Source organism: Phenylobacterium sp., from assembly GCF_031984885.1.
Lineage (GTDB): Bacteria > Pseudomonadota > Alphaproteobacteria > Caulobacterales > Caulobacteraceae > Phenylobacterium.
In genome coordinates this window covers 115,221-140,585 of sequence record NZ_DAMABV010000003.1, presented here as the reverse complement: position 1 = coordinate 140,585, position 25,365 = coordinate 115,221, and the positions used below count along the sequence as shown (strand labels likewise).

At 70.7% G+C, this 25,365-nt stretch carries 29 protein-coding genes; 10 read left to right on the top strand and 19 right to left on the bottom strand.

Features of this window, described 5'->3' with window-relative positions; all coding sequences use genetic code 11:
• Positions 1-27: 27 nt before the first annotated feature.
• From cckA to flgB, 9 genes are all read right to left on the bottom strand, one after another.
• Positions 28-2,097 (bottom strand): cell cycle histidine kinase CckA, encoded by a 2,070-nt coding sequence (gene cckA / locus RTL41_RS06390; protein WP_312162900.1) that lies wholly within the window; start codon positions 2,095-2,097, stop codon positions 28-30.
• A 75-nt stretch (positions 2,098-2,172) separates the two neighbouring features.
• Positions 2,173-3,261, bottom strand: a complete 1,089-nt coding sequence (gene flhB, locus RTL41_RS06385; protein WP_312162494.1) for a flagellar biosynthesis protein FlhB — start codon at positions 3,259-3,261, stop codon at positions 2,173-2,175.
• A 3-nt stretch (positions 3,262-3,264) separates the two neighbouring features.
• Positions 3,265-4,020: a flagellar biosynthetic protein FliR gene (gene fliR, locus RTL41_RS06380; protein ID WP_312162492.1), complete on the bottom strand. Its 756-nt coding sequence runs from the start codon at positions 4,018-4,020 to the stop codon at positions 3,265-3,267.
• A gap of 19 nt (positions 4,021-4,039) precedes the next feature.
• The gene (fliQ, locus tag RTL41_RS06375; protein ID WP_312162490.1) at positions 4,040-4,303 is read right to left on the bottom strand and encodes a flagellar biosynthesis protein FliQ; all 264 of its coding nucleotides are present in this window, start codon (positions 4,301-4,303) and stop codon (positions 4,040-4,042) included.
• 76 nt (positions 4,304-4,379) lie between these two features.
• On the bottom strand, positions 4,380-5,924 hold the full coding sequence (locus RTL41_RS06370; protein ID WP_312162488.1) for a glycine betaine ABC transporter substrate-binding protein: 1,545 nt from the start codon (positions 5,922-5,924) through the stop codon (positions 4,380-4,382).
• Positions 5,921-6,688, bottom strand: a complete 768-nt coding sequence (locus RTL41_RS06365; RefSeq protein WP_312162485.1) for an ABC transporter ATP-binding protein — start codon at positions 6,686-6,688, stop codon at positions 5,921-5,923. Before RTL41_RS06365 ends, RTL41_RS06370 begins: the two co-directional genes overlap by 4 nt.
• Positions 6,689-6,737: 49 nt before the next feature.
• The gene (gene fliE, locus RTL41_RS06360) at positions 6,738-7,046 is read right to left on the bottom strand and encodes a flagellar hook-basal body complex protein FliE (protein ID WP_312162483.1); all 309 of its coding nucleotides are present in this window, start codon (positions 7,044-7,046) and stop codon (positions 6,738-6,740) included.
• 14 nt (positions 7,047-7,060) lie between these two features.
• Positions 7,061-7,480 carry a flagellar basal body rod protein FlgC gene (flgC, locus tag RTL41_RS06355; RefSeq protein ID WP_312162480.1) on the bottom strand — a complete coding sequence of 140 codons (420 nt, stop codon included), beginning with the start codon at positions 7,478-7,480 and terminating at the stop codon, positions 7,061-7,063.
• A gap of 11 nt (positions 7,481-7,491) precedes the next feature.
• Complete coding sequence (gene flgB, locus RTL41_RS06350; RefSeq protein ID WP_312162477.1) at positions 7,492-7,920, bottom strand: flagellar basal body rod protein FlgB; 429 nt, start codon at positions 7,918-7,920, stop codon at positions 7,492-7,494.
• Between the two features lie 105 nt (positions 7,921-8,025).
• Between flgB and RTL41_RS06345 the strand changes: the two genes are divergently transcribed.
• Together RTL41_RS06345 and fliP are read left to right on the top strand one after the other, a co-directional pair.
• Positions 8,026-8,319, top strand: coding sequence for a flagellar biosynthetic protein FliO (locus RTL41_RS06345; protein ID WP_312162474.1), 294 nt, complete (start codon positions 8,026-8,028; stop codon positions 8,317-8,319).
• Entirely contained in the window at positions 8,312-9,109 is a 798-nt protein-coding gene (fliP, locus tag RTL41_RS06340) for a flagellar type III secretion system pore protein FliP (RefSeq protein WP_312162472.1), read from the top strand. The genes RTL41_RS06345 and fliP overlap by 8 nt, the downstream gene beginning before the upstream one ends.
• A gap of 15 nt (positions 9,110-9,124) precedes the next feature.
• Here the strand turns inward: fliP and RTL41_RS06335 are convergent, their stop codons facing one another.
• The 5 genes from RTL41_RS06335 to RTL41_RS06315 are packed head-to-tail and all read right to left on the bottom strand — an operon-like array spanning position 9,125 to position 15,052.
• The gene (locus RTL41_RS06335; RefSeq protein WP_312162471.1) at positions 9,125-12,034 is read right to left on the bottom strand and encodes an endoglucanase; all 2,910 of its coding nucleotides are present in this window, start codon (positions 12,032-12,034) and stop codon (positions 9,125-9,127) included.
• Positions 12,035-12,037: 3 nt separating this feature from the next.
• Positions 12,038-12,823, bottom strand: coding sequence for a MotE family protein (locus RTL41_RS06330; RefSeq protein ID WP_312162470.1), 786 nt, complete (start codon positions 12,821-12,823; stop codon positions 12,038-12,040).
• Entirely contained in the window at positions 12,820-13,356 is a 537-nt protein-coding gene (locus RTL41_RS06325) for a DUF6468 domain-containing protein (RefSeq protein ID WP_312162468.1), read from the bottom strand. Before RTL41_RS06325 ends, RTL41_RS06330 begins: the two co-directional genes overlap by 4 nt.
• A complete protein-coding gene (fliM, locus tag RTL41_RS06320) occupies positions 13,353-14,444 on the bottom strand; it encodes a flagellar motor switch protein FliM (RefSeq protein WP_409418312.1) in 1,092 nt (363 codons plus the stop codon). The genes RTL41_RS06325 and fliM overlap by 4 nt, the downstream gene beginning before the upstream one ends.
• Positions 14,445-14,470: 26 nt before the next feature.
• The gene (locus RTL41_RS06315) at positions 14,471-15,052 is read right to left on the bottom strand and encodes a flagellar basal body-associated FliL family protein (protein ID WP_312162465.1); all 582 of its coding nucleotides are present in this window, start codon (positions 15,050-15,052) and stop codon (positions 14,471-14,473) included.
• A 217-nt stretch (positions 15,053-15,269) separates the two neighbouring features.
• Between RTL41_RS06315 and flgF the strand changes: the two genes are divergently transcribed.
• The 5 genes from flgF to RTL41_RS06290 are packed head-to-tail and all read left to right on the top strand — an operon-like array spanning position 15,270 to position 18,847.
• Positions 15,270-16,007: a flagellar basal-body rod protein FlgF gene (gene flgF / locus RTL41_RS06310; RefSeq protein ID WP_312162464.1), complete on the top strand. Its 738-nt coding sequence runs from the start codon at positions 15,270-15,272 to the stop codon at positions 16,005-16,007.
• Between the two features lie 14 nt (positions 16,008-16,021).
• A complete protein-coding gene (flgG, locus tag RTL41_RS06305; RefSeq protein WP_312162461.1) occupies positions 16,022-16,810 on the top strand; it encodes a flagellar basal-body rod protein FlgG in 789 nt (262 codons plus the stop codon).
• 2 nt (positions 16,811-16,812) lie between these two features.
• Positions 16,813-17,562, top strand: coding sequence for a flagellar basal body P-ring formation chaperone FlgA (flgA, locus tag RTL41_RS06300; RefSeq protein WP_312162459.1), 750 nt, complete (start codon positions 16,813-16,815; stop codon positions 17,560-17,562).
• 11 nt (positions 17,563-17,573) lie between these two features.
• Positions 17,574-18,305, top strand: a complete 732-nt coding sequence (gene flgH / locus RTL41_RS06295; RefSeq protein ID WP_312162456.1) for a flagellar basal body L-ring protein FlgH — start codon at positions 17,574-17,576, stop codon at positions 18,303-18,305.
• Between the two features lie 38 nt (positions 18,306-18,343).
• Positions 18,344-18,847 carry a hypothetical protein gene (locus RTL41_RS06290; protein ID WP_312162454.1) on the top strand — a complete coding sequence of 168 codons (504 nt, stop codon included), beginning with the start codon at positions 18,344-18,346 and terminating at the stop codon, positions 18,845-18,847.
• A 4-nt stretch (positions 18,848-18,851) separates the two neighbouring features.
• On the opposite strand, the gene dxs is transcribed toward RTL41_RS06290, so the two are convergent.
• From dxs to RTL41_RS06265, 5 genes are all read right to left on the bottom strand, one after another.
• The gene (gene dxs / locus RTL41_RS06285) at positions 18,852-20,771 is read right to left on the bottom strand and encodes a 1-deoxy-D-xylulose-5-phosphate synthase (protein WP_312162453.1); all 1,920 of its coding nucleotides are present in this window, start codon (positions 20,769-20,771) and stop codon (positions 18,852-18,854) included.
• A gap of 18 nt (positions 20,772-20,789) precedes the next feature.
• Positions 20,790-21,668 (bottom strand): farnesyl diphosphate synthase, encoded by an 879-nt coding sequence (locus RTL41_RS06280; protein ID WP_312162451.1) that lies wholly within the window; start codon positions 21,666-21,668, stop codon positions 20,790-20,792.
• A 1-nt stretch (position 21,669) separates the two neighbouring features.
• Positions 21,670-21,912: an exodeoxyribonuclease VII small subunit gene (locus RTL41_RS06275; RefSeq protein ID WP_312162449.1), complete on the bottom strand. Its 243-nt coding sequence runs from the start codon at positions 21,910-21,912 to the stop codon at positions 21,670-21,672.
• Positions 21,913-21,977: 65 nt separating this feature from the next.
• The gene (locus RTL41_RS06270) at positions 21,978-22,595 is read right to left on the bottom strand and encodes a histidine phosphatase family protein (RefSeq protein WP_312162448.1); all 618 of its coding nucleotides are present in this window, start codon (positions 22,593-22,595) and stop codon (positions 21,978-21,980) included.
• 41 nt (positions 22,596-22,636) lie between these two features.
• Complete coding sequence (locus RTL41_RS06265) at positions 22,637-23,560, bottom strand: histone deacetylase family protein (RefSeq protein WP_312162446.1); 924 nt, start codon at positions 23,558-23,560, stop codon at positions 22,637-22,639.
• Between the two features lie 37 nt (positions 23,561-23,597).
• Between RTL41_RS06265 and RTL41_RS06260 the strand changes: the two genes are divergently transcribed.
• The 3 genes from RTL41_RS06260 (at position 23,598) to RTL41_RS06250 (ending at position 25,243) form a co-directional block, all read left to right on the top strand.
• Positions 23,598-24,131, top strand: a complete 534-nt coding sequence (locus RTL41_RS06260; protein WP_312162444.1) for a GNAT family N-acetyltransferase — start codon at positions 23,598-23,600, stop codon at positions 24,129-24,131.
• Positions 24,132-24,285: 154 nt separating this feature from the next.
• Complete coding sequence (locus tag RTL41_RS06255) at positions 24,286-24,777, top strand: recombinase family protein (RefSeq protein WP_409418311.1); 492 nt, start codon at positions 24,286-24,288, stop codon at positions 24,775-24,777.
• Positions 24,778-24,874: 97 nt separating this feature from the next.
• Complete coding sequence (locus RTL41_RS06250) at positions 24,875-25,243, top strand: MerC domain-containing protein (RefSeq protein ID WP_312162440.1); 369 nt, start codon at positions 24,875-24,877, stop codon at positions 25,241-25,243.
• Positions 25,244-25,365 lie beyond the last annotated feature (122 nt).

Here is a 25,365-nt window from a genome sequence, read left to right as displayed (position 1 = left end):
CCCTTCAAGGCCAATCCGCGCAGAACGTCACGCCGCCTTCTGGAGTTCCTGCTTCACGCGCTCTGCCAGGGTCTTGATGTCGATCGGCTTGGGCAGGAACGAGATGTTCTCCTCGCCCTCCAGCAGGTTGGAGAACTCGGCCTCGGCATAGCCGGAGATGAACATCACCGGCGCGCCGGCCAGGTAGACGCGGGCGTGCTTGAGCAGGTCGGGGCCCTGCATGCCCGGCATGACCACGTCGGAGATCATCAGGTCGATCTCGCCCGCATGCAACTCGGCGAGCTCCAGCGCTTCCTCGCCCGAGCCGGCCTCGATCACCTCGTAGCCGCGGGCGCGCAGCAGCTTGGCCGCCACGGTGCGCACGGCGTCCTCGTCCTCGACGAAGAGGATGCGGCCGGCGCCGGACAGGTCGCGCGCCTTGGGCGGCGCCCGGTTGGCGGCCGGCGTCGGGGCCGGGGCGGCGGCGGTCGGGATGTGGACCGGCAGGAAGATCCGGAAGGCCGCGCCCTCGCCCGGCCTGGAGGCGACGCTGATCCAGCCGTCGGACTGCTTGACGATGCCGTAGACGGTGGCCAGGCCCAGGCCCGTGCCCTCGCCCACCGGCTTGGTGGTGAAGAACGGGTCGAAGATCTTGTCCATGACCTCGGGCGGGATGCCGGGACCGTCGTCGGACACCTCGATCAGCGCCTGGTCGCCCTTGGCGGCCGGATAGCCCTGGGCCTGGGCCTCGTCCTGGCTCAGGCGGGCCAGGCGGATGCGGACCACGCCCCCGCCATGGGCGCGCACGGCGTCGCGGGCGTTGACGGCCAGGTTCATCACCGCCGTCTCGATCTGGCTGCGGTCGGCGCGCACGTGCGGCAGGTTGCGCCCGTACTCGGTCTCCAGCTTCACGTCCTCGTAGAGCACGCGGCGCAGCAGCACCTCGGACTCGCTGATCAGTTCGCCCAGGTCGAGGGTCTCGCGCTGGACGGTCTGCTTGCGCGAGAAGGCCAGCAGCTTGCGGACCAGGTCGGCGGCGCGGGTCGAGGTCGAGCGGATCTCGTTCAGCCCCTCGTAGGAGGGATCGCCGACCGGGTGGCGCTGGGCCAGCACGTCGAGCTGGAAGAAGATCGCGGTCAGCAGGTTGTTGAAGTCGTGCGCCACCCCGCCGGCCAGTTGGCCGATGGCCTGCATCTTCTGGCTCTGCGAGAGCTGCAGCTCGATCTGCTTCTGCTCGGAGACGTCGACCAGATAGGCGACCCAGCGCCCTTCCCCGCGCGAGAGATAGAGGTGGGCGATCTTGGCCGGATCGTGGGCCAGGCGCACTTCCAGCGCCCCGACATGCCCCTCGGCCAGCTTCTGCGCCGCATCGGCCCGCGAGGCGGCGTCGACCAGATCGCCGAAGCGCGCGCCGCTGGCCCCGCCGCCGGCCAGGCCGGCCAGGGCGGGATTGGCCTCGATGATCGTCGCCTCGAACGGGTCCTCGCCGTCCAGCAGGGCCGCGCCGAAGGGCGAGGCGGCGGCGAACGCGTCCAGCACCTTGGGCGGCGGCGGCTTGGCGCTGTTGAACGCCTGCAGGACTTCGGCGGCGGCGGGCGGCAGGGCCAGGGGCGGGGTCTCGGCCAGGCGCACCAGGAAGCGGCGCTCGCCCAGCGGGGCGACCGTGGCCGAGTGCTCGGAGCCGTTGTTGCGGATCGAGGCCTGGGCCGTCTCGCCGCGCCGCGCCGCGGTCAGGGCCGAGAACAGGCTGGCGGCCGAGGAGCCGCCTTTGGGCAGGCGCGCGGCCGCGCCCAGCAGCGAGCGCCAGGCGGCGTTGGCGGCGTGGATGCGCCCGTCGGCGGCCGCGATCGCCGCCGGCTCGGTCAGGGCGTCGACCACGGTGTCGGCCCCCGGCTCGCCCGCCACGGCCGGCTCGGCCGAGTTGCGCAGCGCGAAGAGGCCCAGGCAGGCCACGCCGAACAGGCCGATCAGCAGCATCACCCCGGCCCGCGTCGCCGGCCCGGCGTCGAACGCCGGCACCGCCGCAAAGCCCACGGCGGCGAGAAAGCACAGCACGGCCATCGCCGTTATCGGGTCGAAGCGGCGCGCCGCGCGGTCCTGCGTCTTGGGCTTGGCCATGGGACGGTCCCGGTTGATTTCGAACGGGGAGGCCTGCGCCTCCGGCGAATCAGTCACGCGATGTTCTCATATTTATCAGGGCCGCCGGGCCTTTGCGGTCACGCGGGCGCTGCTCTGCATGATGAAGCCGATCAGCTTGGCCACGGCCTCGTAGTGGGCGGGCGGAATGAAGTCGTCCAGTTCGACCGCGGCGTAGAGCGCGCGGGCCAGGGGCGGGTCCTCGATCACCGGCACGCCATGCTCCTCGGCCAGGGCGCGGATCTTCAGGGCGACGGCGTCCATGCCCTTGGCCACGCACTGAGGCGCGGCGGCCTCGCCGGCCTCGTAGTGCAGCGCCACGGCGTAGTGGGTCGGGTTCATGACCACCATGGTGGCGTTCGGCACCGCGGCCATCATCCGGCGGCGCGACCGCTGGATGGCGATCTGGCGGCGCTTGGCCTTGAAGTGCGGATCGCCTTCGGTGTTCTTGAACTCTTCCTTCTGCTCTTCCTTGGTCATCCGCATGCGCTTGAGGAAGCGCTGGCGCTGCCAGAACCAGTCGAAGCCGGCGATCACCAGCATCAGGGCGGCGGTGGCGAACACCAGCTTGCGCAGGATCTCGACCATCAGCGGCAACATGGCGGCCGGGTCGAGGGCGGCGAGCTCCTTCAGCGGGTGGATGTAGGGCTTCATCACCACCCAGCCGACCCAGCCGACCATGGCGATCTTCACCAGCGACTTGAAGAAGTGCATCAGGCCGTCCGGCCCGAGGATCCGCTTGAGGCCGCCCATGGGCGAGACCTTCTTCCAGTCCGGCTTGATCTTCGCCGGCGTGAACATCAGCCCGGTCTGGACGAGGTTGCCGGCCGCGCCCATCAGCGCCGCCACGATCATGACGCTCAGCAGGAACGGCGCGGCGGCCCGGACCGCCAGGCGGGCCACCTCGATCGCGCCGTGCCCCTCCAGGTTCATGTTGTCGGGGTGGGCGATGAACGGCAGCAGCTCGGACGCCAGGTTGCGCGACATCCAGCCGCCGGCGATGGCGATCACCGCAGCGGCGCCGGCGAACGAGGCCAGGGTGGCCAGGTCCGGGGTCTTGGCGACATCCCCCTTCTCCCGCGCCTTCTGGAGCTTCTGGGGTGTCGCCTCTTCTGTCTTGGAGGCTGCGTCCTGTTCGTCGGCCATGACCTAGCCCAGGAACAGCGAGACCAGCTCGCGATAGCGGTTGAGCCAGACCATGCCGATGACGCCCAGGCTGAGCGCGAAGATCGACAGGCCCAGCAGCACGATCAGCGGGGTGACGACGAAGAAGACCTGGAACTGCGGCATCACCCGCCCGACCAGGCCGGCGGCGACGTTGAAGATCACCGAGAACACCACCACCGGCGCGGCCAGTTGCAGGCCCAGGCGGAACGAGCCGGCCACCGTCTGCACGGCCAGTTGCCCGCTGTCGGCGATGGCCAGGTCGCGGCTGAACGGGAACAGCGCATACGAGCGCACGATGGCGGCCAGGAACATGTGATGCAGGTCGGTGGCCATGATCAGGGTCACCCCGATCAGCCCGAGGAAGGTGCCCAGCGTCGTCGAGGGCTGCGCCTGGCCCGGCGCGGCGGTCTGGGCGAAGGCCAGGGTGGTCTGGATCGAGATGATCTCGCCCGCCGTCGACAGCGAGGAGAGGAACAGCTTGAGGATCGTGCCGATCATCAGGCCGATCAGCACTTCCTTGATGACGCCGCTGGCCACGCCCGACACCGCGCCCGGCACCGGCATGCCCTTGGCGATCACCGGCATCAGCATCAGCGACATCAGGAAGGCGAAGGAGAGGCGGATGCGCGGCGGCACGCTGTTGTCGCCGAGCCCGGGCAGCAGCATGACGATCGCCGCCACCCGGGCGAAGATCAGCCCAGCGGCGTAGACTTGATTGGCGGCGGCGAAGCTTTCCATGGGAGCGGCCGGGCGGCCGCTACATCGCCGCGATGCGGGCGGCGATCTGGCGCATGAAGCCGCTCATCAGCGCCCCCATGAGCGGCAGGAACAGCAGCAGCGACAGGAAGATCGCCACGATCTTCGGCGCATAGACCAGGGTGGCTTCCTGGATCTGGGTCAGGGCCTGCATCAGGCCGATGCCCACCCCCACGACCAGGCCGACGATCAGGATCGGCGCGCAGAGCTGGATGGTGAGCCAAATGGCGTCGCGACCGACGTCCAGAACTTCGGCGCCGCTCATCGGTAGGCCTCATGGGTACGCGTGAAACGCTGGAAACCAGCTAGGTCGAAATTGCCTACTTATGGTTAACGAAGGGCTACCTCTTCGGTTCAAGCCCCCTCGCCGCCTCCGCCGGCGTCAGCTTGCCGCGGTCGCGATCGACGCTGTAATTGGCCGCGCGCATGGCCTCGACCGAGATCGAACCGACCAGCGGGCGCAGCGCCGACAGCAGCCGCTCGTCCCCGGCCCGCTTGGGCGAAACGAGAATCACCGCGTCATAGGGCGGCAGCGCGCCCTTCGGATCGCTCAGCACCACCAGCCCGTCGGCGGCGATGCGCCCGTCCGAGGAGAAGGCCGAGATCACGTCCGCCTCGCCCCCCGACAGGGCCCGGTACATGAAGGTCGGCTGGAACGAGCGCGCGGTCTTGAAACGGAAGCCATAGGCGGCGTCGACCGCCTTCCATTCCGGGCGCGACAGGAACTCCAGGTCCGACCCCAGGGTCAGGCGCGGCGCCTGGCGGGCCAGGTCGGCCAGGCTGGCGATCCCCAGCGCCTTGGCCCGGTCGGCCCGCATCGCAAAGGCGTAAGCGTTCTCGAAACCCAGCGATCCCAGCACCACGACGCCGTCGCGCGCCTTGAGCGCGGCGGTCAGTTCGGCGAGCACCGCCTCCCGGCCGGGATTGTCCTCGCGCTTGAGGACATTGGTCCAGAGCGTGCCCGAATAGTCGACATAGACGTCCAGCTCCCCCGCCGCGAGGGCGCGGTAGGCGACGGCCGAGCCCAGGTCCTCCTTGCGCGAGACGCGGGCGCCGGTCGCCTCCAGCCGCTCGGCCATCAGCTCGGCCAGGATGTACTGTTCGGAGAAGTTCTTGGCGCCGACCACGTAGCTGGCCGGCTTGCCGATCGCCGCCAGCGGGCTCATCGCCGCCAGCGCCCCGAGCGCCAGCAGCGCCGCGCCGGCGACCACCAGGCCGCGCCTGCGCCTGGCCGCGCCGGTCTCGATCAGGCCCAGCAACTGGTCGACGGTCATGGCCAGCGCCGCGGAGGCCGCGCAGCCGAACAGCACGAACACCCAGTTCTCGGTCTGCAGCCCGGCGAAGATGTAGTTGCCCAGGCTGGTCTGGCCGACCGGGGTCGAGAGCGTCGCCGCGCCGATGGTCCAGACCGCGGCGGTGCGCACCCCGGCCATGATCACCGGCATGGCCAGCGGCAGCTCCACCTGGAACAGGCGCTGGCGCGGGGTCATGCCGACGCCGTCGGCGGCCTCGCGCACCGCCGGGTCGACGCCCAGGATGCCGGTGGTGGCGGTGCGCAGGATCGGCAGCATCGAATAGAGCGTCAGGGCCAGCAGCGAGGGCAGGAAGCCCAGCGCCGAGAATCCCTTGCCAAGCACCGCCTGGCTGGCGGCCGAGAGGCCCAGCAGCAGCGGATAGAACAGCGCCAGCAGCGCCAGGCTGGGAATGGTCTGGATCAGGCCGGCGAAGGCCAGGACCGGCCAGCGCAGCCGCGGGCTGCGGCTGGCGGCGACCGCCAGCGGCAGGCTGATGACCACGCCCAGCACCAGGGCGCTGGCGCTCAGCAGCACGTGCCAGGCCAGATAGTCCGGCAGCAGGGAGAAGGCCTGGGCGATCCGCGCGTTCACGAGCCGGCCCCCAGCCGCTCGCGCAGCCGCTCGGCCTGGCGGCGAGGCGCGTCGAGCAGGGCGCGGACCTCAGGGTCGACGTCCGACCGCAACAGGGCGGCGGGCGCGCCGTCGGCGACGATCCGGCCGCCGCTCAGCACCACGATGCGGTCGGCCAGCAGCACCGCCTCGGTCATGTCGTGGGTGACCATCACCGTGGTCAGGTCCAGCTTGTCGTGCAGGGCGCGGTAGTCGCCGCCCAGCGCGTCGCGGGTCAGCGGATCGAGGGCGCCGAAGGGCTCGTCCATCAGCATGATCTTCGGCTCGGCGGCCAGGGCGCGTGCCACGCCGACGCGCTGGCGCTGGCCGCCCGAGAGCGCCGAGGGCATGCGGACGGCGACCTCCTGCGGCAGGGCCACGAGGTCGAGCAACTGCGCCGTCCGCGCGGCGATCCGCGGGCGCTCCCAGCCCAGCAGGCGCGGCGTGACGGCGATGTTCTCGGCCACCGTCAGGTGCGGGAACAGCCCGACCTCCTGGAACACGTAGCCGATGCGGCGGCGCAGGACATGGGCCGGCACGGCGCCGGCGTCCTCGCCCGCGATCCGCACCGCCCCGGCGTCCGGCCTCGCCAGGCCGTTGATGGTCTTCAGCAGCGTGGTCTTGCCAGAGCCCGACGGGCCGACCAGGGCGACGAATTCGCCCGGCCCGATCGCCAGATCGACGCCGGCCAGGGCGGAATGGGCCCCGAAACGCTTCTCGATGTTCGAAAGCTCGATCGCCGGCATGGCCTAGGCGTAACACGCCCAGGTCGAAGGGAAACCCCCGCGCGCCCGGTCAGATCGGCATGCGCATGATTTCCTGGTAGGCGTTGATCACCTGGTCGCGCACCGCCATCACCGTCTCCAGGCTGGCTTCGGCGGCCGAAATCGCGGTGACGACGTCGATCAGCTCGGCCTTGCCGGCGACCTGGGCGGCGATCTGGCCCTCGGCCTTGCGGGTGGTGTGCACGACGTCGTTCATCGCCGACTTGACCATGGAGCCGAAGTCGAGGCCCTGGTCCTCCTGGCCGGCGGACGGCGGCTTGATCACCGCGGTGTTCTGGGTCGCGGCGTAGGCCTTGGCGGCGGCGAGCGCGGTCATCATGGCTTAGGGCCGCCCTACTTCTTCAGGATGTCGAGGGTGCGCTGCTCCATGGCGCGCGCCGTCTCGATGACGTTGAGGTTGGCTTCGTAGGCCCGCTGGGCCTCCTTCATGTCCAGCGCCTCGACCAGTTGATCGACGTTGGGCAGCTTCACATAGCCTTTGTCGTCGGCCGACGGATGGCTGGGGTCGTAGACGCTGCGGAAGTCCTTGCGGTCCGGCTCGACGCGGGCGACGCGCACCCCCTGGCCGGCGTCGGTCTTGTAGGGCGTGAACACCGGCACCTGGCGGCGGTAGGGATCGCCGCCCGGCTGGCGCGACACCGACTGGGCGTTGGCCATGTTCTCGGCGATCACCCGCATGCGCGCCTGCTGGGCCCGCAGGGCGGTGGCCGCGATCATCTGGGTCGCGCCGGTCATGGGTTTGATGTCGGCCATCTAGCTGGTCCTCAACCGCGGCTCGGCGTGCGGCTGGCGAGCCGCAGCATGCCCAGGGACTTCTGGTAGAAACCGATGGCCGCGTCGTAGTTCATCCGCGCCTCGGCCATCTTCAGCATCTCCTCCTCGAGCACGACGGAGTTGCCGTCGAGCGTGGTCTCGGAATCCTTGGCCTTGATCGGCTTGTAGGGGCTGCGGTGCTGCGAGGCCGGGGTCATGTGCCCCGGCTGGGTCACCGCCGGGCCGGCCGCGGCCGAGACGCCGGACACGCCCTGCGCGGCCTTCACCTGGGCCTGGAAGCTGTAGGCCTTGAGATCGTTGGGCGTGTAGCCCGGCGTGTCGGAATTGGCGACGTTCTGCGAGATCAGGCGCTGGCGCTCGTTGAGGTGCGAGAAGCGCCCCTTGAGCATCGCGAACAGCGGAATCTCGTTCAGGTTCATGGCTGAAGATGGTGAACAAACAGGGTTAACCGGGCCTTAAGACCCTGCGGCGCACACGGGGAGGGACAGCGCACGAGTCGCGCCCCGCCCCTTTCGAACATCCCGATGGACCTGGCTGATTTCCTCCGCGCCGTCTTCGCCCTGGCGCTGACCCTGGGGCTCGTCGGCCTGGCGGCCGTGGCCCTGAGGCGCTTCGGGCCCGACGCCGTCGCGCGGCTGGCCAAGGCCAAGGCCGACCGCCGCCTGAAGGTGGTCGAAACCCTGGTGCTGGACCCCGCGCGGCGCCTGGTCGTGGTCTCGTTCGACGGCGAGGAGAGGCTCCTGCTGCTCGGCGAGGGCCAGGTCCTGCCCGCCGCCGCCAAGCCCGCCCGCAAGCCAAAGATCACCGCCGATGCGTAAGGTTTTCGCCGCCCTCTTCCATCTACGCGCCGATGACTGGCGGCGCGCGGCCGGGCTGTCGGCGCTGGCGACGCTCGCGGCCATGATCTTCCCCGCCGCGGCGGCGGCCCAGGCGATCAACATCGACCTCGGCAGCGGCGCCGGACTGTCGGAGCGGGTCGTGCAGATGGTCGGCCTGCTGACCGTCCTGTCGCTGGCCCCCTCGATCGTGATCATGACCACGTCGTTCGTGCGGATCGTCGTGGTGCTGGGCCTGCTGCGCACGGCGCTGGGCCTGCAGCAGAGCCCGCCCAACGCGGTGATCATCAGCCTGGCCCTGTTCCTGACCGCCATCGTCATGGGCCCGACCTTCCAGAAGTCCTACGACGAGGGCATCAAGCCGCTGATGGATCAGCAGATGGAGCTGCCGGCCGCCTTCGACGCCAGCGCCGCGCCGGTGAAGACTTTCATGCTCAGCCAGGTCGACCAGGACGACCTGGCCCTGTTCCTCCGCCTCTCGAAGACCCCGCGCCCGGCCACTGCGCTCGAGACGCCGCTGAGCGTGGTCACTCCGGCGTTCATGATCTCCGAACTCAAGCGGGCGTTCGAGATCGGCTTCCTGCTGTTCATCCCCTTCCTGGTCATCGACCTGGTGGTGGCCAGCGTGCTGATGAGCATGGGTATGATGATGCTGCCGCCGGTGGTGGTGTCCCTGCCCTTCAAGCTGATCTTCTTCGTGCTGGTCGACGGCTGGCGGCTGGTCGCCGGCAGCCTGGTCGAGAGCTTCCAGCGCGGCGCGGGCGGCGGCTAGGCCCGCCCTGCGTGTTCAGCCCTGCGAGGCGGTAGCCGCGGCGGCCTGCTTGGCCGGGGTCGGCGGCCCGAGCGGGGCGGGCTTCTCGCGGAACTTCACCTTCATCTTGGCCACCCAGCCGGCGAAGGCCTCGTTGTCGGCGGTGGCGCGGCCGAAGTCGCTGACGCGGAGCTGGCCGGTCTGCACGCCGGTCAGGGCCACGCGCAGCGCCTCGGGATTGCGGGCCTGATCGTAGAAGCCGTCGTAGCGCTGCTGGAGGCGCGCCAGCGAGGCGTCGTCGCCGGCCAGGCTGTAGGCCACGCCTGCGCGCAGCAGCTTGCCCTCTTCCTCGGCGCCGAGCGGGCCGGGCTGCTTCCAGCGCTCGCCCAGGCTCTTTTCGAAGATCGAGGCGGCGGCCGCCCAGTTCTTCTGCTTCCAGTAGATCTCGCCGCGCGCGTCCTGGGCGTCGCGGCTGGTGTCGCGCTCCAGCAGCTCCAGCCCATGCTCGTAGCGGCCCAGCCCCATCAGGGCGCGCGCCTCGACCAGGCGGCGCTCGGCGTTCAGCGCGGTCGGCAGGACGGTGGTGCGCGAGGCGTTGATCGCCTGCAAGGCCTGCTCGGGCCGGCGGTCCATCAGATAGATCAGCGCCAGGTCGGTGGAGACCTGGGCCCGCGGCACGCCGTCCAGGCGGTTCTCGGCCTGGTACTTCAGCAGCTCGGCGGCCTGGTCCAGCAGGTCGACGTCGACCAGGCGGCGGACCAGCCGGCGCACCATCAGGTCGCCGTCGGCGCCCAGCGGGGTCAGTTCGCGGAAGTCGTAGAACATCGCCAGGGCCTGGACCGGCTCCAGGCCGTCGGCCGCGCCGTCCAGGAACAGGGCGCGGAACGCCGCGGCCAGGTCGGCCTGCAGTTGCAGCGCCTCGGGCAGGTTGGGCAGGCGCGAGCCGGCGCCGCGCAGCGCCTCCAGCGCCTCGCGATAGCGGCCCTGGCCGAGATAGAGGTGGCCGAGCGCACGGATGGTCTCGAGTTCGGTGGCGTCGCCGCGCCAGCGATAGCGCAGCCCCGCATAGACGTTGGCCGCCTGGACGGGCGTGATCTTGCCGGTCTCCAGCCGGATCTGGGTGGCGTGCAGGGTCGCCGGCGCGGCCAGGGCCTCGGACGGCGCCCCGGCCACGGCGGCGTAGATGCGCAGCGCCCGGTCCTTGTATCCCAAGGCCTCGACCACCCGGGCCTGGACCAGGCGGGTGGCCAGCTCCTCCATGGGGTCGGTCTTGTCCATCAGCGCCAGCTTGATGCGCGCGTCGGCCCCGTTCACGTCGCCGAGCGCCAGGGCGGCCAGCGCGTCCGAGCGGGCGAAGCGCGCCTTCCAGACCGGCGAGAACTGGTTGAAGGCCTCGGCCCCGGCCCCGAACTGGCTGCGCGCCTCCGGCCATTGGGCCAGTTGCGCGCCGACATAGGCGCGCCAGAGCGAAATCGAGGGATCGTCGGCCAGGATCGGCGCCGAGAAGTCGGCCTGCGCCTCCTTGTAGCGGCGGGCCATCACCCGGGCGATCCCGCGCAGGCCGCGGAACTCCGGATCCTCCATCACCGACGGATTGCGGCGGGCGGCGTCGTTGAGCACGCCGATGGCTTCGAAGGAGAGCTCCGAGCCGACCAGGAACCGGGCCAGGGCCATGCGGGCGGCGACGGGAGCGTCGCGGCCAATCGCGGCCTCCTCGTTGGCGGCCGAGAGCAGCGCGTTGTAGCGCGAGAGGAACCCGCCCGACCCGGTCTTGGGCCAGTTCTCGTAGTCGATCAGCCCCGGCAGGCTGGCCGGCTGCGGCGCGCCCAAAGTCGCTTCGGCCCGGGCCACGGCGGTCGAGGCGGCCGACAGCGTCAGCCCGGCGGGCCGGCCGATCTGGACCAGGTCGCCTTCGTGGCTCATCGCCAGGTCGTCGATATAGGATTCCGCCGCCAGCCCCTGGGCCGAGGGCAGCAGCGCCATCTGCACGAACTCGCGGCGCGACGGCAGGCCCTTGGCCGGGCCGAGCGCGGTCACCACCGACAGCGTGTCGCCGACCACCGGGTCCGCCACCCGCACGACCCTGGTGGCGCCGGAGACCGCGGCCTTCAGGCCCGCGGGACCACGCGCCTGATCGCGGACGACCCGGATCTGGGCCGGCGGCTCGACCTGGGCGCCGGGGCCGAGGATCACCGTCCAGGTCGCGCCCTGGGCCGAGGCGAAGAACGGCGTGCTGGACGGCGAGTCGATGCGCACGGCGGCATAATCCGCGCCGCGATAGGCGGTGACCCCGGCCATCTGGCGCAGCCCGCGCGGGGCGGCCGCGACGTCCAGCGTCGCCGGGGCGTCGAACACCACCCAGACCGCGCCGCCGCGGCGGAAGACCGACGCGCCGGCCGGGTTGGCCCAGGGAAAGCTCAGTTGCACCTGGCCGGCGCCGACCTTGGTCGCCATGCGCACCACGCCGCCGGCCGGGACCGGGTTGGCGCGCGGCGGGGCGGGCGGCGGCGCGGCCTCGGCGGTCGCGGCGGCCGGGGCCGGCGGCGCGGGCGGCTTCTCGAACAGGTTGACGTAGGTGGCCCCGTCGGCCGAGCCGACCCGCGCGTCGGCGTTGTCGGCCAGGGTCAGGACCAGGGCGGCGCCGCCAGGCCCCTGGCGCAGTTCGGCGGCCTTCAGCCAGCGCGGCGGCGAGACCCGCAGGCGGCTGATGTCGGGATTGGCGCCGCGCGCCAGTTGCAGGGTCAGGGTCTGGCCGTCGCGGCGGGCGACGGCGCGGCCGCCCAGCTCGATGCGCGAGAAGTCCTTGGCCTGCGCGACCCGGACCTGGGCGCCGGCGCGCTGGGCGCTCTGCCCCCCTGTGGTCTGGGCGGCCAGACCTGTAGGCGCGGCGATGCTGGCGATGGTGATCGCCGCAACGCTCGACCGCAGGGCCTGGCGAAGGTCCATGGGCTATCCGGCCTTGGCGGGCGGCGCGGCGGTCGCTGGCGCGGCAGCCGGGGCGGCGGGCAGCGGGCCGGCGGCGGCCTGGGCCGCGGCGGCGACCTTGCGGACCTCGGCGAAGCGCCCGGCCAGGGCCTCGGTCAGCTTCTTGGCCTCGGCCGGCGGCATGTTGGCGATGATCGGCGAGAGCGCCCGCTCCTTCATCTTCGCCGCGACCGGCAGGCGCACGTCGTCGGCGAGCAGCACCATGCGCGGGGCCGCGTCCTTGGGCTTCATCAGCTCGAACACCTTCACCAGGCGGTCGATCTCGGCCTGCTCCTTGGCGTCGGCGTCGACCATCAGCTTGGCGATGTCGCCCTTCATGCCGTTCAGCGCCTGGATCTTGGCGTCGAGCTTGGCTTCGGCGGCGGCCATCAGGGCGAGCTGGACGTCGAGGTCCTGCTCGCGCTTGTCGAGCTGGCCGCGCCGCGCGCCCAGGCTCTGCAGCACCTGGAGTTCGGCCGGGGAGAGCCCGGCCTCCTTGGCCAGTTCGGCGGCGGTCGGGGCGCAGACGGCTGCGGGCTTGGCCGGCGCCGGCAGGTTCGGGACCGTGGCGGCGGCGTCCTTGGCCTCGCCGGCGGCGGCCTTGGCCTGGCCCTTGGCCGCGGGCGCGGCGCCCTTGACGGCTTCCTCGGCGAAGGCGCGGGCGCCGGACACCAGGTCGGGCAGGGTCTGCGCGCCGGACAGGGCGTTGACGCCCAGGACGCCGACCATGGCGACGCCGATCAGCGGCAGGATGCGGGGCATGTTCTTCATCGGCGGGCTCCCAGGCGCGCGCCCAGCGTCGGGCGACGCTCGGCGGGCTGGTCGAAGAGGTCGTCGTCGAGGGCCGGCCGGCCGGCCGGGGCCGCCCCGCGCCGGGCCGGTTCGGGCTCCCGCCCGGCCAGGTCGCGTTCGGGGCGGCGATCGCGCGAGGCCGAGAGCAGCGCGCCCAGCCGATGGGTGACCCGCTCCACGTCGGTCTCGGACACCGGCTCGGCGCGGCGCGGCGCGGGCGTCGCCGATTGCGGCGCGTTCTGGAGCTGGCGATCGAGCTTGACGGTCAGGGCGCGGGCCTTCTCGATGCGGTCGGCCAGGGCGTCGTGCGCCTCGTCGGTGGCCGCGCGCAGGTCGGCCAGGCCCTGCTCGGCGCGGGCGGCGGCGGCGTCCAGTTCGGCGACCGCCCGGGCGAAGCCTTCGTGGCTGTCGCGCAGGGCCTTCAGCCGCGCGTTCAGGCGGTAGCCCATCATCAGCGCCGCGGCCAGCAGGCCCGCGAGCATCAGGTTCAGACCGATGGCGACAGCGCTCATTTGAACCTCGAAATGGCTTTCTTGGCGTGCGGCGACAGCGGGCTGTCGACGCGCACGGCGATGTGGTGGTTGCGCCGGCCCATGCGCCCGCGGGTCAGCGGGATCGCCCCGGCGCGCAGTTCGACCTGGCTGTCGGGGGTGGCGTTCAGCATCAGGGTGTCGCCGACCTTCAGGTCGAGGACGTCGCGCAGCGGCAACTGCTGCTCGTCCAGCACCGCGCGGACGTCGAGCTGGGTGGTCCAGAGCTCGGTCGCCAGGTGGCTTTCCCATATGTTGTCGCGGCCGAACTTCTCGCCCATGAACTGCTGCAGCAGCATCTTGCGGATCGGTTCCAGCGTCGCATAGGGCAGCAGCAGCTCGATGCGGCCGCCGCGGTCTTCCATGTCGATGCGCAGCTTGACCAGGATGGCGGCGTTGGCCGGCCGGGCGATGGCGGCGAAGCGCGGATTGGTCTCCAGCCGGTCGAGGGTGAAGGTCACCGGGGTCAGCGGCTCGAACGCGGCGCGGGCGTCGGCCAGCACCACCTCGACCATCCGCTGGACCAACACCCGCTCGATGGTGGTGTAGGGGCGGCCCTCGATGCGCATGGCCGCGGTGCCGCGGCGCCCGCCCAGCAGCACGTCGACGATCGAGTAGATCAGGTTGGAATCGACCGTCAGCAGGCCGTAGTTCTCCAGCTCCTCGGCCTTGAACACCGAGAGGATGGCCGGCAGCGGGATCGAGTTCAGGTAGTCGCCGAAGCGGATCGACGAGATGTTGTCGAGGCTGACCTCGACGTTGTCCGAGGTGAAGTTCCGCAGGGAGGTGGTCATCAACCGCACCAGGCGGTCGAAGACGATCTCCAGCATCGGCAGGCGTTCGTAGGAGACCAGCGCCGAGTTGATGATCGCGCGGATGCCCGAGCGCTCGGCCGCCTCCTCGTCGGAGAGGTCGAAGCCCAGCAAGCTGTCGATCTCGTCCTGGTTGAGGATGCGCTCGGCGCCCAGCAGCCCCTCGACCTTCTCGTCGGGGTTCTGCCAGGTGGCCGGGTCGTCGGGGTTTATCCCGCCCTGCATCCCGCCGATGATCTGGGGTTCTTCGTCTTCCATGGGTCGCGCGCCAACCAGGGAGGGCCCTAGTTGATCAGCATCTCCTCGATCAGGACCGCGTTCACCTTGGAGGGGGCGATGACCAGGTTGACCCGCCGCTGGATCTCCATGCGCAACTGGTAGGATCCCTGGCTGCCCTGCAGGTCCTCGGGGCGCAGTTCGCGCAGGAAGGTCTGGAACATGTCCTGGAGCCTGGGCATGTTCGGCTCAAGCTGGGCGACCGTCGCCTGGTCGGGGACCTCCAGGGTCAGTTTCAGCTTCAGGAAGGTCGAACGGCCCTCGGCGGTCTGCATGTTCACGACCACGCTGGGCATCGTGTAGAACAGGATGCCGTCCGGCCCGGTGCGGACCTGGCCGACCGGCTTGTCGCCCTCGCCCTTCTTGTCGCCCTTCTTTTCCTTCTTCTCGACCTTGCCGGCCGCGGCGGCGTCGGGCTTGGGCTTGAGCAGGAAGAAGGCGCCGGTCCCGCCGCCGCCGAGCACGAGCACGGCCGCGACCCCGGCGATGATCATCATCTTCGGGGTGAACTTCTTCTTGGCGGGAGCCCCCCCGCCGTCTTCGCCTTCGGCGTCGCCTGCGGGGGCCTCTTTCACCTTGTCCTTGGCCACGCGCGCGCGCTCCTTAGAATCTTACCCCGTCTCATGGCCCAGGCATGGTTAAGGACAAGTTTTTAACGTGTGTTAACGGGCGCGATTTTCGTGCCGGGCAATTTCCGCCGACCGGTCGCCGTTAACTTTATTTCCTGCTGTTTTCATTGGGTTTTTGGACTGGCCCGATCCTTGCAGCCAGACCAGCGACGAAAACGCCGCAGGTTAAGCCTTCGCCATGGACAACGCCCTCTACGTCGGACTCTCGCGCCAGATGACCCTGCGCCGCGAGCTGGACATCGTAGCCAACAACATCGCGAACATGGACACGACCGGCTTCAAGGTCGAAAGCCTCATGGTCGAGACCGAGCCGATGGCCCCGGCCCACACCGCCGGCGCGCCGCGCCCGGTGAAGTTCGTGATCGACCGCAGCGTCGGGCGCGACTTCGGCCAGGGGGTGCTGCGCGCCACCGGCGCGACCTTCGACCTCGGCATCCAGGGCGAGGGGTTCTTCCGGGTCCGCACCGGCGAGGGCGAGCAGTACACCCGCGACGGGCGCTTCCACATGGACGAAGCCGGCCGCCTGGTCACCGAGGACGGCGCGGCCCTGCTGGACGAAGGCGGCGGCGACATCGCCATCGACCCGAAGCTGGGCCCCGTGACCATCGCCAAGGACGGCACGGTCAGCCAGGGCGATGAGCGCCTGGGCAAGATCGGCCTGGCCCGGTTCGAGGAGCTGTCGGTGCTCGAGAAGGTCGGCGAGAACCGCTACCGCAACAGCTCCAACGCCCAGCCGCAGGCGGCGACGGAATCGGTGATCCAGCAGGGGATGCTGGAAGGCTCCAACGTCAAGCCGATCGCCGAGATCACCCGGATGATCGAGGTCACCCGCGCCTATGAGTCCATGGCCAAGATGATGGACGCCAACGCCGAACTCTCCCGCCGCTCGATCGAGCGGATGGGCAAGCTGAACTAAGGAAAGTCTAGTCGATGCAAGCGCTCCGCACCGCCGCGACCGGCATGGCCGCCCAGCAGCTGAACGTCGAGGTCATCTCGAACAACATCGCCAACATGAACACCGTCGGCTTCAAGAAGCAGCGGGCGGAGTTCCAGGACCTGCTCTACCAGACCATCGAGCGGGCCGGCGCGCAGTCGTCCGACCAGGGCACGGTGGTGCCGACCGGCGTGCAGGTCGGCGGCGGGGTGAAGACCGGCTCGGTCTACCGCATCACCCAGCAGGGCAACATGACCGCCACCGGCGGCAAGTTCGACATGGCCATCTCCGGCCGCGGCTACTTCCAGGTGATGATGCCCAGCGGCGAGATCGCCTACACCCGCGCCGGCAACTTCTCGCCCAACGACCAGGGCCAGCTCGTCACCGAGGACGGCTATCTGATCGAGCCGGCGATCACCATTCCCCAGGACGCCACCGACATCTCGATCTCCAAGAGCGGCCAGGTGCAGGCGATCCGCGCCGGCCAGACCGCCCAGGACGTGATCGGCAACCTGGAGCTGGCGACCTTCGTCAACGAGGCCGGCCTCGACGCCATCGGCGACAACCTGCTGAAGGAGAGCGCCGCCTCGGGACCGCCGACGGTGGGCATTCCCGGCGTCGACGGCATCGGGGTGATCAACCAGGGCTACACCGAGGCCTCGAACGTCGACGCCGTCACCGAGATCACCGCCCTCATCGTCGCCCAGCGGGCGTATGAGATGAACTCGAAGGTCATCACCTCGGCCGACGAAATGCTGCGCACCGCCAGCAACATCCGGTCCTGATCATGAAGCGCCTGCTGATCGCCGCCGCCGCAGTCCTCCTCGCCGCCCCGGCCCTGGCCGGGCAGCCGGTGATGCTGAAGGCCGACCCTGTCGACACCGACGGGATCATCACCCTCTCGGACCTGTTCGAAGGCGCCGGCGCGGCCGGCAAGGTCGCCGTCGCGGCCAAGCCGGGAGCCTCTGCGGTGCTCGACGCCGCGGCCGTGCAGGGCATCGCCCGCCGGGCCGGCCTGGACTGGGCCAACGCCGAGGGCTTCCGCCGGATCGTCGTGCGCGGCGGGGCGAGCGGGCCGGGCATGGCCACGACCGCCGTCGCCGCCCGCGGCAATGTCGAGGTGCTGACCTACGCGCGCAGCCTGTCGGCCGGCGAGGTCGTGCAGCCGCAGGACCTGGTCTGGGGCCAGGCCGCCGCGGCCCCCTCCGACGCGCCCAACGACGCCGAGGCGATCATCGGCCTGGCCGCCAGGCGTCCCTTGCGCGCCGGCGCGGCGGTGTCGGCCCGCGACGTCTCGGCCCCGCAGGTCATCAAGGCCGGCGACCTGATCACCGTGACCTACGAGGACGGCGGCATCTCCCTGGTCCTGCAGGGCAAGGCGATGTCGGCCGCCGGCCTGGGCGACACCCTGGCCGTCCAGAACATCACCTCCAAGAAGATCATCCAGGCCGTCGCCAGCGGTCCTGGCCAGGCCGTGGTCGGGCCCGCCGCCGACCAGCTCAAGGCCCTTCCCCGCACCCAGTACGCGCTCCGCTAAGGATCACGCCCATGCGCCTCTCCGTCCTCGCCGTCCTCGCCCTGGCCCCGCTGGCCGCCTGCTCGACCGTCACCGAGGCGGTGCGCGGCCCCGAACTGGCCCCGATCGGCTATCCGGCCTCGCTGGTCGCCCGCGACCAGCCGACCTTCGTCTCGGCCCGCGAGCCTGCGCCCCAGGCGGCCTCGGCCAACTCGCTGTGGCGGACCGGCGCGCGCGCCTTCTTCATCGACCAGCGCGCCAACCGCGTCGGCGACATCCTGACGGTGCAGATCGACATCGACGACAGCGCCCAGACCCGCAACGCCTCGACCAGCAGCCGCAAGGCCGGCATGCAGGCCGGCGTCGACAACTTCTTCGGGCTGGAGTCGAGCCTCGGCAAGATTTTCCCGGGCGGCTACGACCCGTCCAACATGATCAACACCAACTCGGCCTCGAGCAACGCCGGGTCGGGCGCGGTGACGCGCTCGGAGAAGATCTCGCTGACCATCGCCGCGGTGGTCACCAACATCCTGCCCAACGGCAACATGGTGATCCAGGGCACCCAGGAGGTGCGCACCAACGCCGAACTGCGCCAACTGACCGTCGCCGGCATCGTGCGGCCGGAGGACATCTCCTCGGCCAACACCATCAGGCACACCCAGATCGCCGAGGCGCGGATCAGCTACGGCGGCCGCGGCGACATCAGCCGCGTGCAGAAGACGCCGGCCGGACAGTCGCTGGTCGAACGCTTCCAGCCGTTCTGACGGTGGAGACGCGCGCGGGCCGATGCTAGCTTGAGCAGATGAAGTCCGCCGCCGTCCTCGCGTTCGCCCTCTTCGCCGCCACCGCCAGCGCCGCCGGCGCGCAGGCCCCGACCTGGACCGTCGAGACGCCGAAGGACGCCGAGGCCGCGCTGCGCTATGGCCGGCCCGACACCGACGACCAGCCGATCGCCTTCACCTGCGCACGCGGCTCGGGCCAGGTGAAGGTCAGCGCCGACATCTCCAGGCGCCTGGGCGTCGAGCGCGTGGGCCAGACCTGGGTCGACCAGGCCGGCGTGCGCGCACCCTGGCCGATGAGCGTGTCCGTGGCTTCCGAGGGCGCCTCGCTGACCCTGCGCGGGCAGGGCCACCCCAACGACATCACCGACGGCACGCTGGTGCTGACCGAGTTCTCGACCCGCGCGCCGCTGGCCGCCGCCTTCCGCAAGACCGGGGTCATCAGCCTGACCGCCGCGGGCGAGACCGTGCAGCCGCCGCCAGCGCCGAAGGGCGCGGTGCGCAAGTTCCTCAGCGTCTGCAAGTAGGGCTTTAGGCCCGGCGTCCCGCCGCCGAGACGTTGTCCACGCCCAGGGCCGACAGCGCGCCGGCGACGACGCCCTCGGCGTCCAGCCCGGCCTGGGCGTACATCGCCTCGGGCTTGTCCTGGTCCTGGAAGATGTCCGGCAGGGTCAGGGTCCGCACCTTCAGGCCGCGGTCGAGCGCGCCGTGCCGGGCCAGGGCCTGCAGCACGAAGGCCCCGAAGCCGCCCATGGCGCCCTCCTCGACCGTGACCAGCGCCTCGTGGTTGCGGGCCAGGTTCAGGATCAGGTCGATGTCCAGCGGCTTGGCGAACCGCGCGTCGGCGACGGTGGCCGACAGCCCCCGCGCGGCCAGCAGGTCGGCCGCCTTCAGGCTTTCGGCGAGGCGCGTGCCGAACGACAGGATGGCCACGGCCGAGCCTTCGCGCACGATCCGGCCCTTGCCGATCTCCAGCGGCTCGGCGAGGTCGGGGATGGCGACGCCGACGCCCTCGCCGCGCGGATAGCGGAAGGCCGAGGGGCGGTCGTCGATGGCCGTGGCGGTGGCGACCATGGCGGCCAGCTCGGCCTCGTCGGCGGCGGCCATCAGCACCATGCCGGGCAGCGCGCCCATGAAGCCGATGTCGAACGAGCCGGCGTGGGTGGCCCCGTCGGCGCCGACCAGCCCCGCCCGGTCCATGGCGAAGCGCACCGGCAGCCCCTGGATCGCCACGTCGTGGACGACCTGGTCGTAGCCGCGTTGCAGGAAGGTCGAATAGATCGCGCAGAACGGCTTCATGCCGTCCGCCGCCAGGCCGGCGGCGAAGGTCACCGCATGCTGCTCGGCGATGCCGACGTCGAACATGCGGTCCGGGAAGCGCTTGGCGAACAGGTCCAGGCCCGTGCCGGAATCCATGGCCGCGGTGATGGCGACGATCTTCGGGTCCAGCTCGGCCCGCTTGATCAGCTCCTGGGCGAAGACCTTGGTGTAGGTCGGCGCGGCCGGCTGGCTCTTGGCCTGCTGGCCGGTGATGACGTCGAACTTGGCCACCGCGTGCAGCTTGTCGGCGGCGCTCTCGGCCGGGGCGTAGCCCTTGCCCTTCTGGGTGACGACGTGGACCAGGACCGGCTTGTCCTTGATCTCGCGGACGTTCTTCAGCACCGGGACCAGCGCGTCCAGGTCGTGGCCGTCGATCGGCCCGACATAGTAGAAGCCCAGCTCCTCGAAGAGGGTGCCGCCGGTGACCATGCCGCGGGCGTACTCCTCGGCCTTGCGGGCCGCCTCCTGCAGCGGCTTGGGCAGCACCTTGGCGACCGACTTGCCGAGGTTGCGCAGCGACTGGTAGCCGCCGCCGGAGACCACGCGGGCCAGGTAGGCGCTCATCCCGCCGACCGGCGGGGCGATGGACATGTCGTTGTCGTTGAGGATGACGGTCAGTTGGCCGGTGGTGGTGTGGCAGGCGCTGTTCATCGCCTCGTAGGCCATGCCCGCGCTCATCGAGCCGTCGCCGATCACCGCCACCACGCTGTTGTCCTTGCCGGCCGCGTCGCGCGCCGCGGCGAAGCCGAGGGCGGCCGAGATCGAGGTGGCCGCGTGGGCGGCGCCGAACGGGTCGTATTCGCTCTCGCTGCGCTTGGTGAAACCCGACAGCCCGCCGCCCTGGCGCAGGGTGCGGATGCGGTCGCGGCGGCCGGTCAGGATCTTGTGCGGATAGGTCTGGTGGCCGACGTCCCAGATCAGGATGTCGTCCGGCGTCTCATAGACGTGATGCAGCGCGACCGTGAGTTCGACGACGCCCAGGCCCGCGCCGAAGTGGCCGCCGGTCTGCGAAACCACGTCGATCATCTCCGCCCGGAGCTCGTCGGCCAGTTGGCGCAGTTCAGGCGCACTGAAACCGCGCATGTCGCGGGGATACGAAACCTTGTCGAGCAGGGGCGTGACTGGCGGCATATTGTTGTCGTTCTCGATCTAGTTCCGGCGATCTAGCACGAAATCGACGCTGGCCCGCAGGAAATCGGCCTGCGGACCGAACGGGTCCAGGTGCGATTTGGTCTGTTCGGCCAGCAGGGCCAGGCGTTCGCGCGCCGCCGCGGCGCCCAGCAGGGTGACGTAGTTGGCCTTGCCCTTCTCGGCGTCCTTGCCGGCCTTCTTGCCGAGGACGGCGCTGTCGCCCTCGACGTCCAGCAGATCGTCGACGATCTGATAGGCTAGGCCGATGTCCTGGGCGAAGGCCATCAGGGCGTGGCGCTCGGCCTCGCCGGCATGGGCCATGACCAGCGGCAGTTCGAAGGAGACCGCGATCAGCGCGCCGGTCTTCAGCCGCTGCATGCGGGCCACGGCCCCCAGGTCGTCGCGCACGCCCAGCATGTCGATCATCTGGCCGCCGCACATGCCGCGCGCCCCCGCGGCCTGGGCCAGTTTCAGCACCATCTCGGCCCGCACCGCGCCGTCGTGGTGGGTGTCGGGGTCGGCGAGGATCTCGAAGGCGATGGTCTGCAGGGCGTCGCCCGCCAGCACGGCGGTCGCCTCGTCATAGGCCCTGTGCACGGTGGGGCGGCCGCGGCGCACGTCGTCGTCGTCCATGCACGGCAGGTCGTCGTGGATCAGGCTGTAGGCCTGGATGCATTCCAGCGCGCAGGCGGCGCGCAGCACCGGCCGTTCGTCCAGGTCGAACATCCGGCCGGTCTCGATGGCGAAGAACGGCCGCAGCCGCTTGCCCGGCCCCAGCGCCGCATAGCGCATGGCCTCGGTCAGCCGCTGCTCGGGCCCCTCGCCGCGGGGCAGCAGCTCGTCGAGCGCCACCGTCACCAGGTCGGCGGCCTCGGCCACACGCTTGGCCAGGGCCATGTCAGTTGAACTCGGCAGGTTCGACGCCGGCCTGGCCGTTCTGCCCGACCACGATCTTCTCGACGCGCAGGCGCGCAGCCTCCAGCCGCTTTTCGCAGTGAGCCTTCAGCAGCGCCCCGCGCTCGTAGAGCTCGATGGACTGCTCCAGGGGCGCCTGGCCCGACTCCAACTGGCCGACGATGCGTTCCAGCTCGGCCAGGGCCTGCTCGAAGGAGAGCGCGTCGATGTCAGCGGCGTCGGCCATTCGAAATTCCTTGAGTAGCTTGCAGGTTAGTGACCGGGACCCCGGCTCGCAACGTCCGAGAGGCGTCAGGACCGCTCGTAGCGCCGGGTGGACCAGTACTTCCAGCCCTGATTGGCCGTCAGGCGCCATCCGCGCCGGCGCAGGGCGCGCCCGACCATGAAGTTGAAGAAGCCATGGGCCAGGACCACCACGTCATCGCCGCCGGCGGCCAGGTCGATGATCAGGTCGGCGGCCTGGTCGGCGCGGGCCTCGGCCTGGCGCCGGGTCTCCTGCCCCTCGTGGTGATTGAAGAACCACCACCAGAACCGCGCGGTGAAGCCCCAGATCTTCGGCGACATCCGCACGAAGCCCGGAAAGTTCGGCGGCGGCAGCGGCGCCTCGACGAACAGCGGCGTGCGCGAGAACTCGCGGCCGGCGGCCAGGGCCAGGGCGCTTTCGATCGAGCGGTTGCGCACCGACGAGATGATCGTCCCGGCCCGGGCGGTCTGCTCGACCAGGTCGACCGGCGGCGTCTGCCCCGGCCGGATGCCCAGTTGTTCGTAGCGGCTCCAGTAGTCGCGATAGCCGTGCGCGCTCAGCATCACCTTGCGGTGAATGTCGGGCTCGCCGTGGCGCGCGAGGACGATCGCTCCGGGGCGCGCCGCGGCGGATTTCGGTAGGTCGGCGGTCAAAGCGTCGGCCATGTCATCCAAAGGCCCGGATTCGCGCAACCCAGCCTTCGCCCTCACCCCTGCGAAAGTGCCTGAACGTGCGCGAGCGCAGATCGGCCTAGAGCCTCCAGGTCGTACCCGCCCTCGAGCGAGGAAACAACCCGCCCGCGACTATGCGCCCGGGCCACGCTCATGACCGCGCTGGTCGCCCAGGCGAAGTCCGCCTCCTCCAGGCTCTGGCCGGAATCGCCGATCGGATCGCGGACGTGGGCGTCGAACCCGGCGGAAATCAGGATCAGGTCGGGAGCGAAGGCGTCGACGTGGTCGAGCAGCCCCTCGAACTCCTTGCGCCAGGCCTCGCGCGAGGCGCCGGGCGGGACCACCGCGTTGCGGATGTTGCCGGGGACGACCTCCGAGGGATGGCCGCTGCCGGGCCACATCGGCCACTGCTGCACCGAGGCGAAGAACAGGTCCTCCCGCCCCCCCACGGCGGCCTGGGTGCCGTTGCCGTGGTGGACGTCGAAGTCCACGACCGCCACCCGCCGCAGGCCCGCCAACTGGGCCGCGCGCGCGGCCAGCGCCACGTTGGAGAAGATGCAGAACCCCATCGGCAGCGCCGGCTCGGCATGGTGCCCGGGCGGGCGCACGGCGCAGAAGGCGCGCTCGCTGCGCCCCGCGGCCACGTCCCGCACCGCCTGCACCACCCCGCCCGCGGCCCGCAGCGCCGCGGTCAGGCTGCCGGCCGACATGTAGGTGTCGTCGTCGAGCCGCAGCAGGCCCTGGGCGGGCGCATGGTCCATGATCGCCTGGACGTAGGCCCCGCGGTGGGCGAGCTCCAGGTCGGCGCGTGCGATCAGCGGCGCCTCGCGGCGATCGAGCGAAAGATCGCTGTCGCCCAGCGCCCCCAGCACGGCGCCCAGCCGCTCCGGCCGCTCCGGGTGCCACTCACCCGGATTGTGGCCGAGCATCTCACGATGGGTGTAGAGGGCGATATCCATGCGAATCGCAGCCTAACCCGCCAGGCGTCGAAGCCGAATGCAACAACCCTTGATACGCCGCGCAGAGCCGTCCGACGCTCAGGTCTTGTCCGAGATCGGAGCGCGGACTTTCACCGAGACGTTCGCCCACCTCTATCCGCCCGAGGACCTGGCGGCGTTCCTGGCCGAAGCCTACGGCCTGGAGCGCACCCGGGCCGACCTCGCCCATCCGGCCAAGGCCCAATGGCTGGTCGAGTCGGGCGGCCAGGCGATCGGCTACGCCCTGGCCGGCCCCTGCGACCTGCCCCATCCCGACGTCACCCCCGCGAGCGGCGAGCTCAAGCGCTTCTACCTGCTGAAGGACTGGCAGGGCGGCGGCGTGGGCGGGCGGCTGTTCGCCGCGGTCATGGACTGGCTGGAGCGGGACGGCCCGCGCGACCTCTGGATCGGGGTGTGGTCGGAGAACTTCGGCGCCCAGAGATTCTATGGGCGCCACGGCTTCGAACGGGTCGGCGAGTACGGCTTCAAGGTCGGCCGCACGGTGGACCACGAGTTCATTCTGCGGCGTGCCGCACAAGGCTTCTCCACCTAGAGGCGAATTTCCGGCGAAGCTTTGCCAGCTTCGCTGAATCCTCGTGTGCGTTTAGAGAAATATTGCACCAAATTAACGTCGCAGACTTTGACGGTGACGCTCGCATTTGCGACCTTCCTCCCAATCATCGACGTAGCTGCACGCGACGGGTGGGATGCTCAAAATTGGATATGTCAGGCTGCGCGACGCGCGGTCCGCTGACGATACGGCCACGCTGAAATCTATCGGTTGCCATGTCGTGCGCGCTGAGGAACCGGTCGGGCCGGGTGCGGACGGTTCGTCCGTGCTGCTGTCGATTCTCGACTTCATCTCCGAGGGCGACCAACTGGTCGTCACCCGCCTGAATCACCTCGCCACCTGCACCCGCGAAGTGCTCGACGTGATCGAGCGGCTCGACGCGCGCGGCGCCAGCCTGTTCATAGCCGAGTCCGACGTCGGCAGCCTGGGCGAAGGCGGCCGCGCCCTGCGCGCGGCGCTGGAGGCGGTGGCCTCGGTCGAACCGCCGTGGGCCCGGCGTCGCCGCGGCGCCCCGGCCGCGGACATCCGCGCCCTGCAGGCGGCCGGCGTCGGCCCGGTGGAGATCGCCCGGCGGCTGGGCGTCTCGCGCATGACCGTCTGGCGCAAGCTCAAGGAAGCCACGGCCTGATCCGTGCGCCCGGCCCGCCACACCGGGCTTGAAAGCGAAACGTTATAATATTACATCGTCTCTGCCGTGACGGTTGCGGCCGATTGCGGAGGGATTCTTGAAAGCTGCCCCGAGTTCCCTCCTGGACGCGTCGGCCATCAGCCTGTCGGGTCTCTGCCTGGCCCACTGCCTGGCCCTCCCCCTCGTCGCCGCCTTCTCCCCAGTTGTGGCGACCTGGGCGGAGGCCGAGTGGGTCCACGCCCTCGCCATCGGCCTGGCCGCGCCGATGTCGGCCCTGGCGCTCTGGCGCAAGGGCCAGGCGCTGGGCGTGATCGCGATGTCGCTGGCCGGCCTGGCGCTGATGGCGCTGGGCGTCGCCCACTGGCCCTCGCACGACGCCGAGACGCCGATCACCGTGGCGGGCAGCCTGCTGCTGGCCGGCGCGCACGTCTTCAACTGGCGCCGCCGACACGCCTGCCGGACCTAGGCTCAAAGCCCCGGCCGGCCGCGTCAAATGCGACCGCGGAGCATTCCGGCCCATACCGGACGCAAGGGCATGCTGGACAACGGCGGTCGGCGGCTCCATCTTTTCGGAGTCAAACGTCTGTT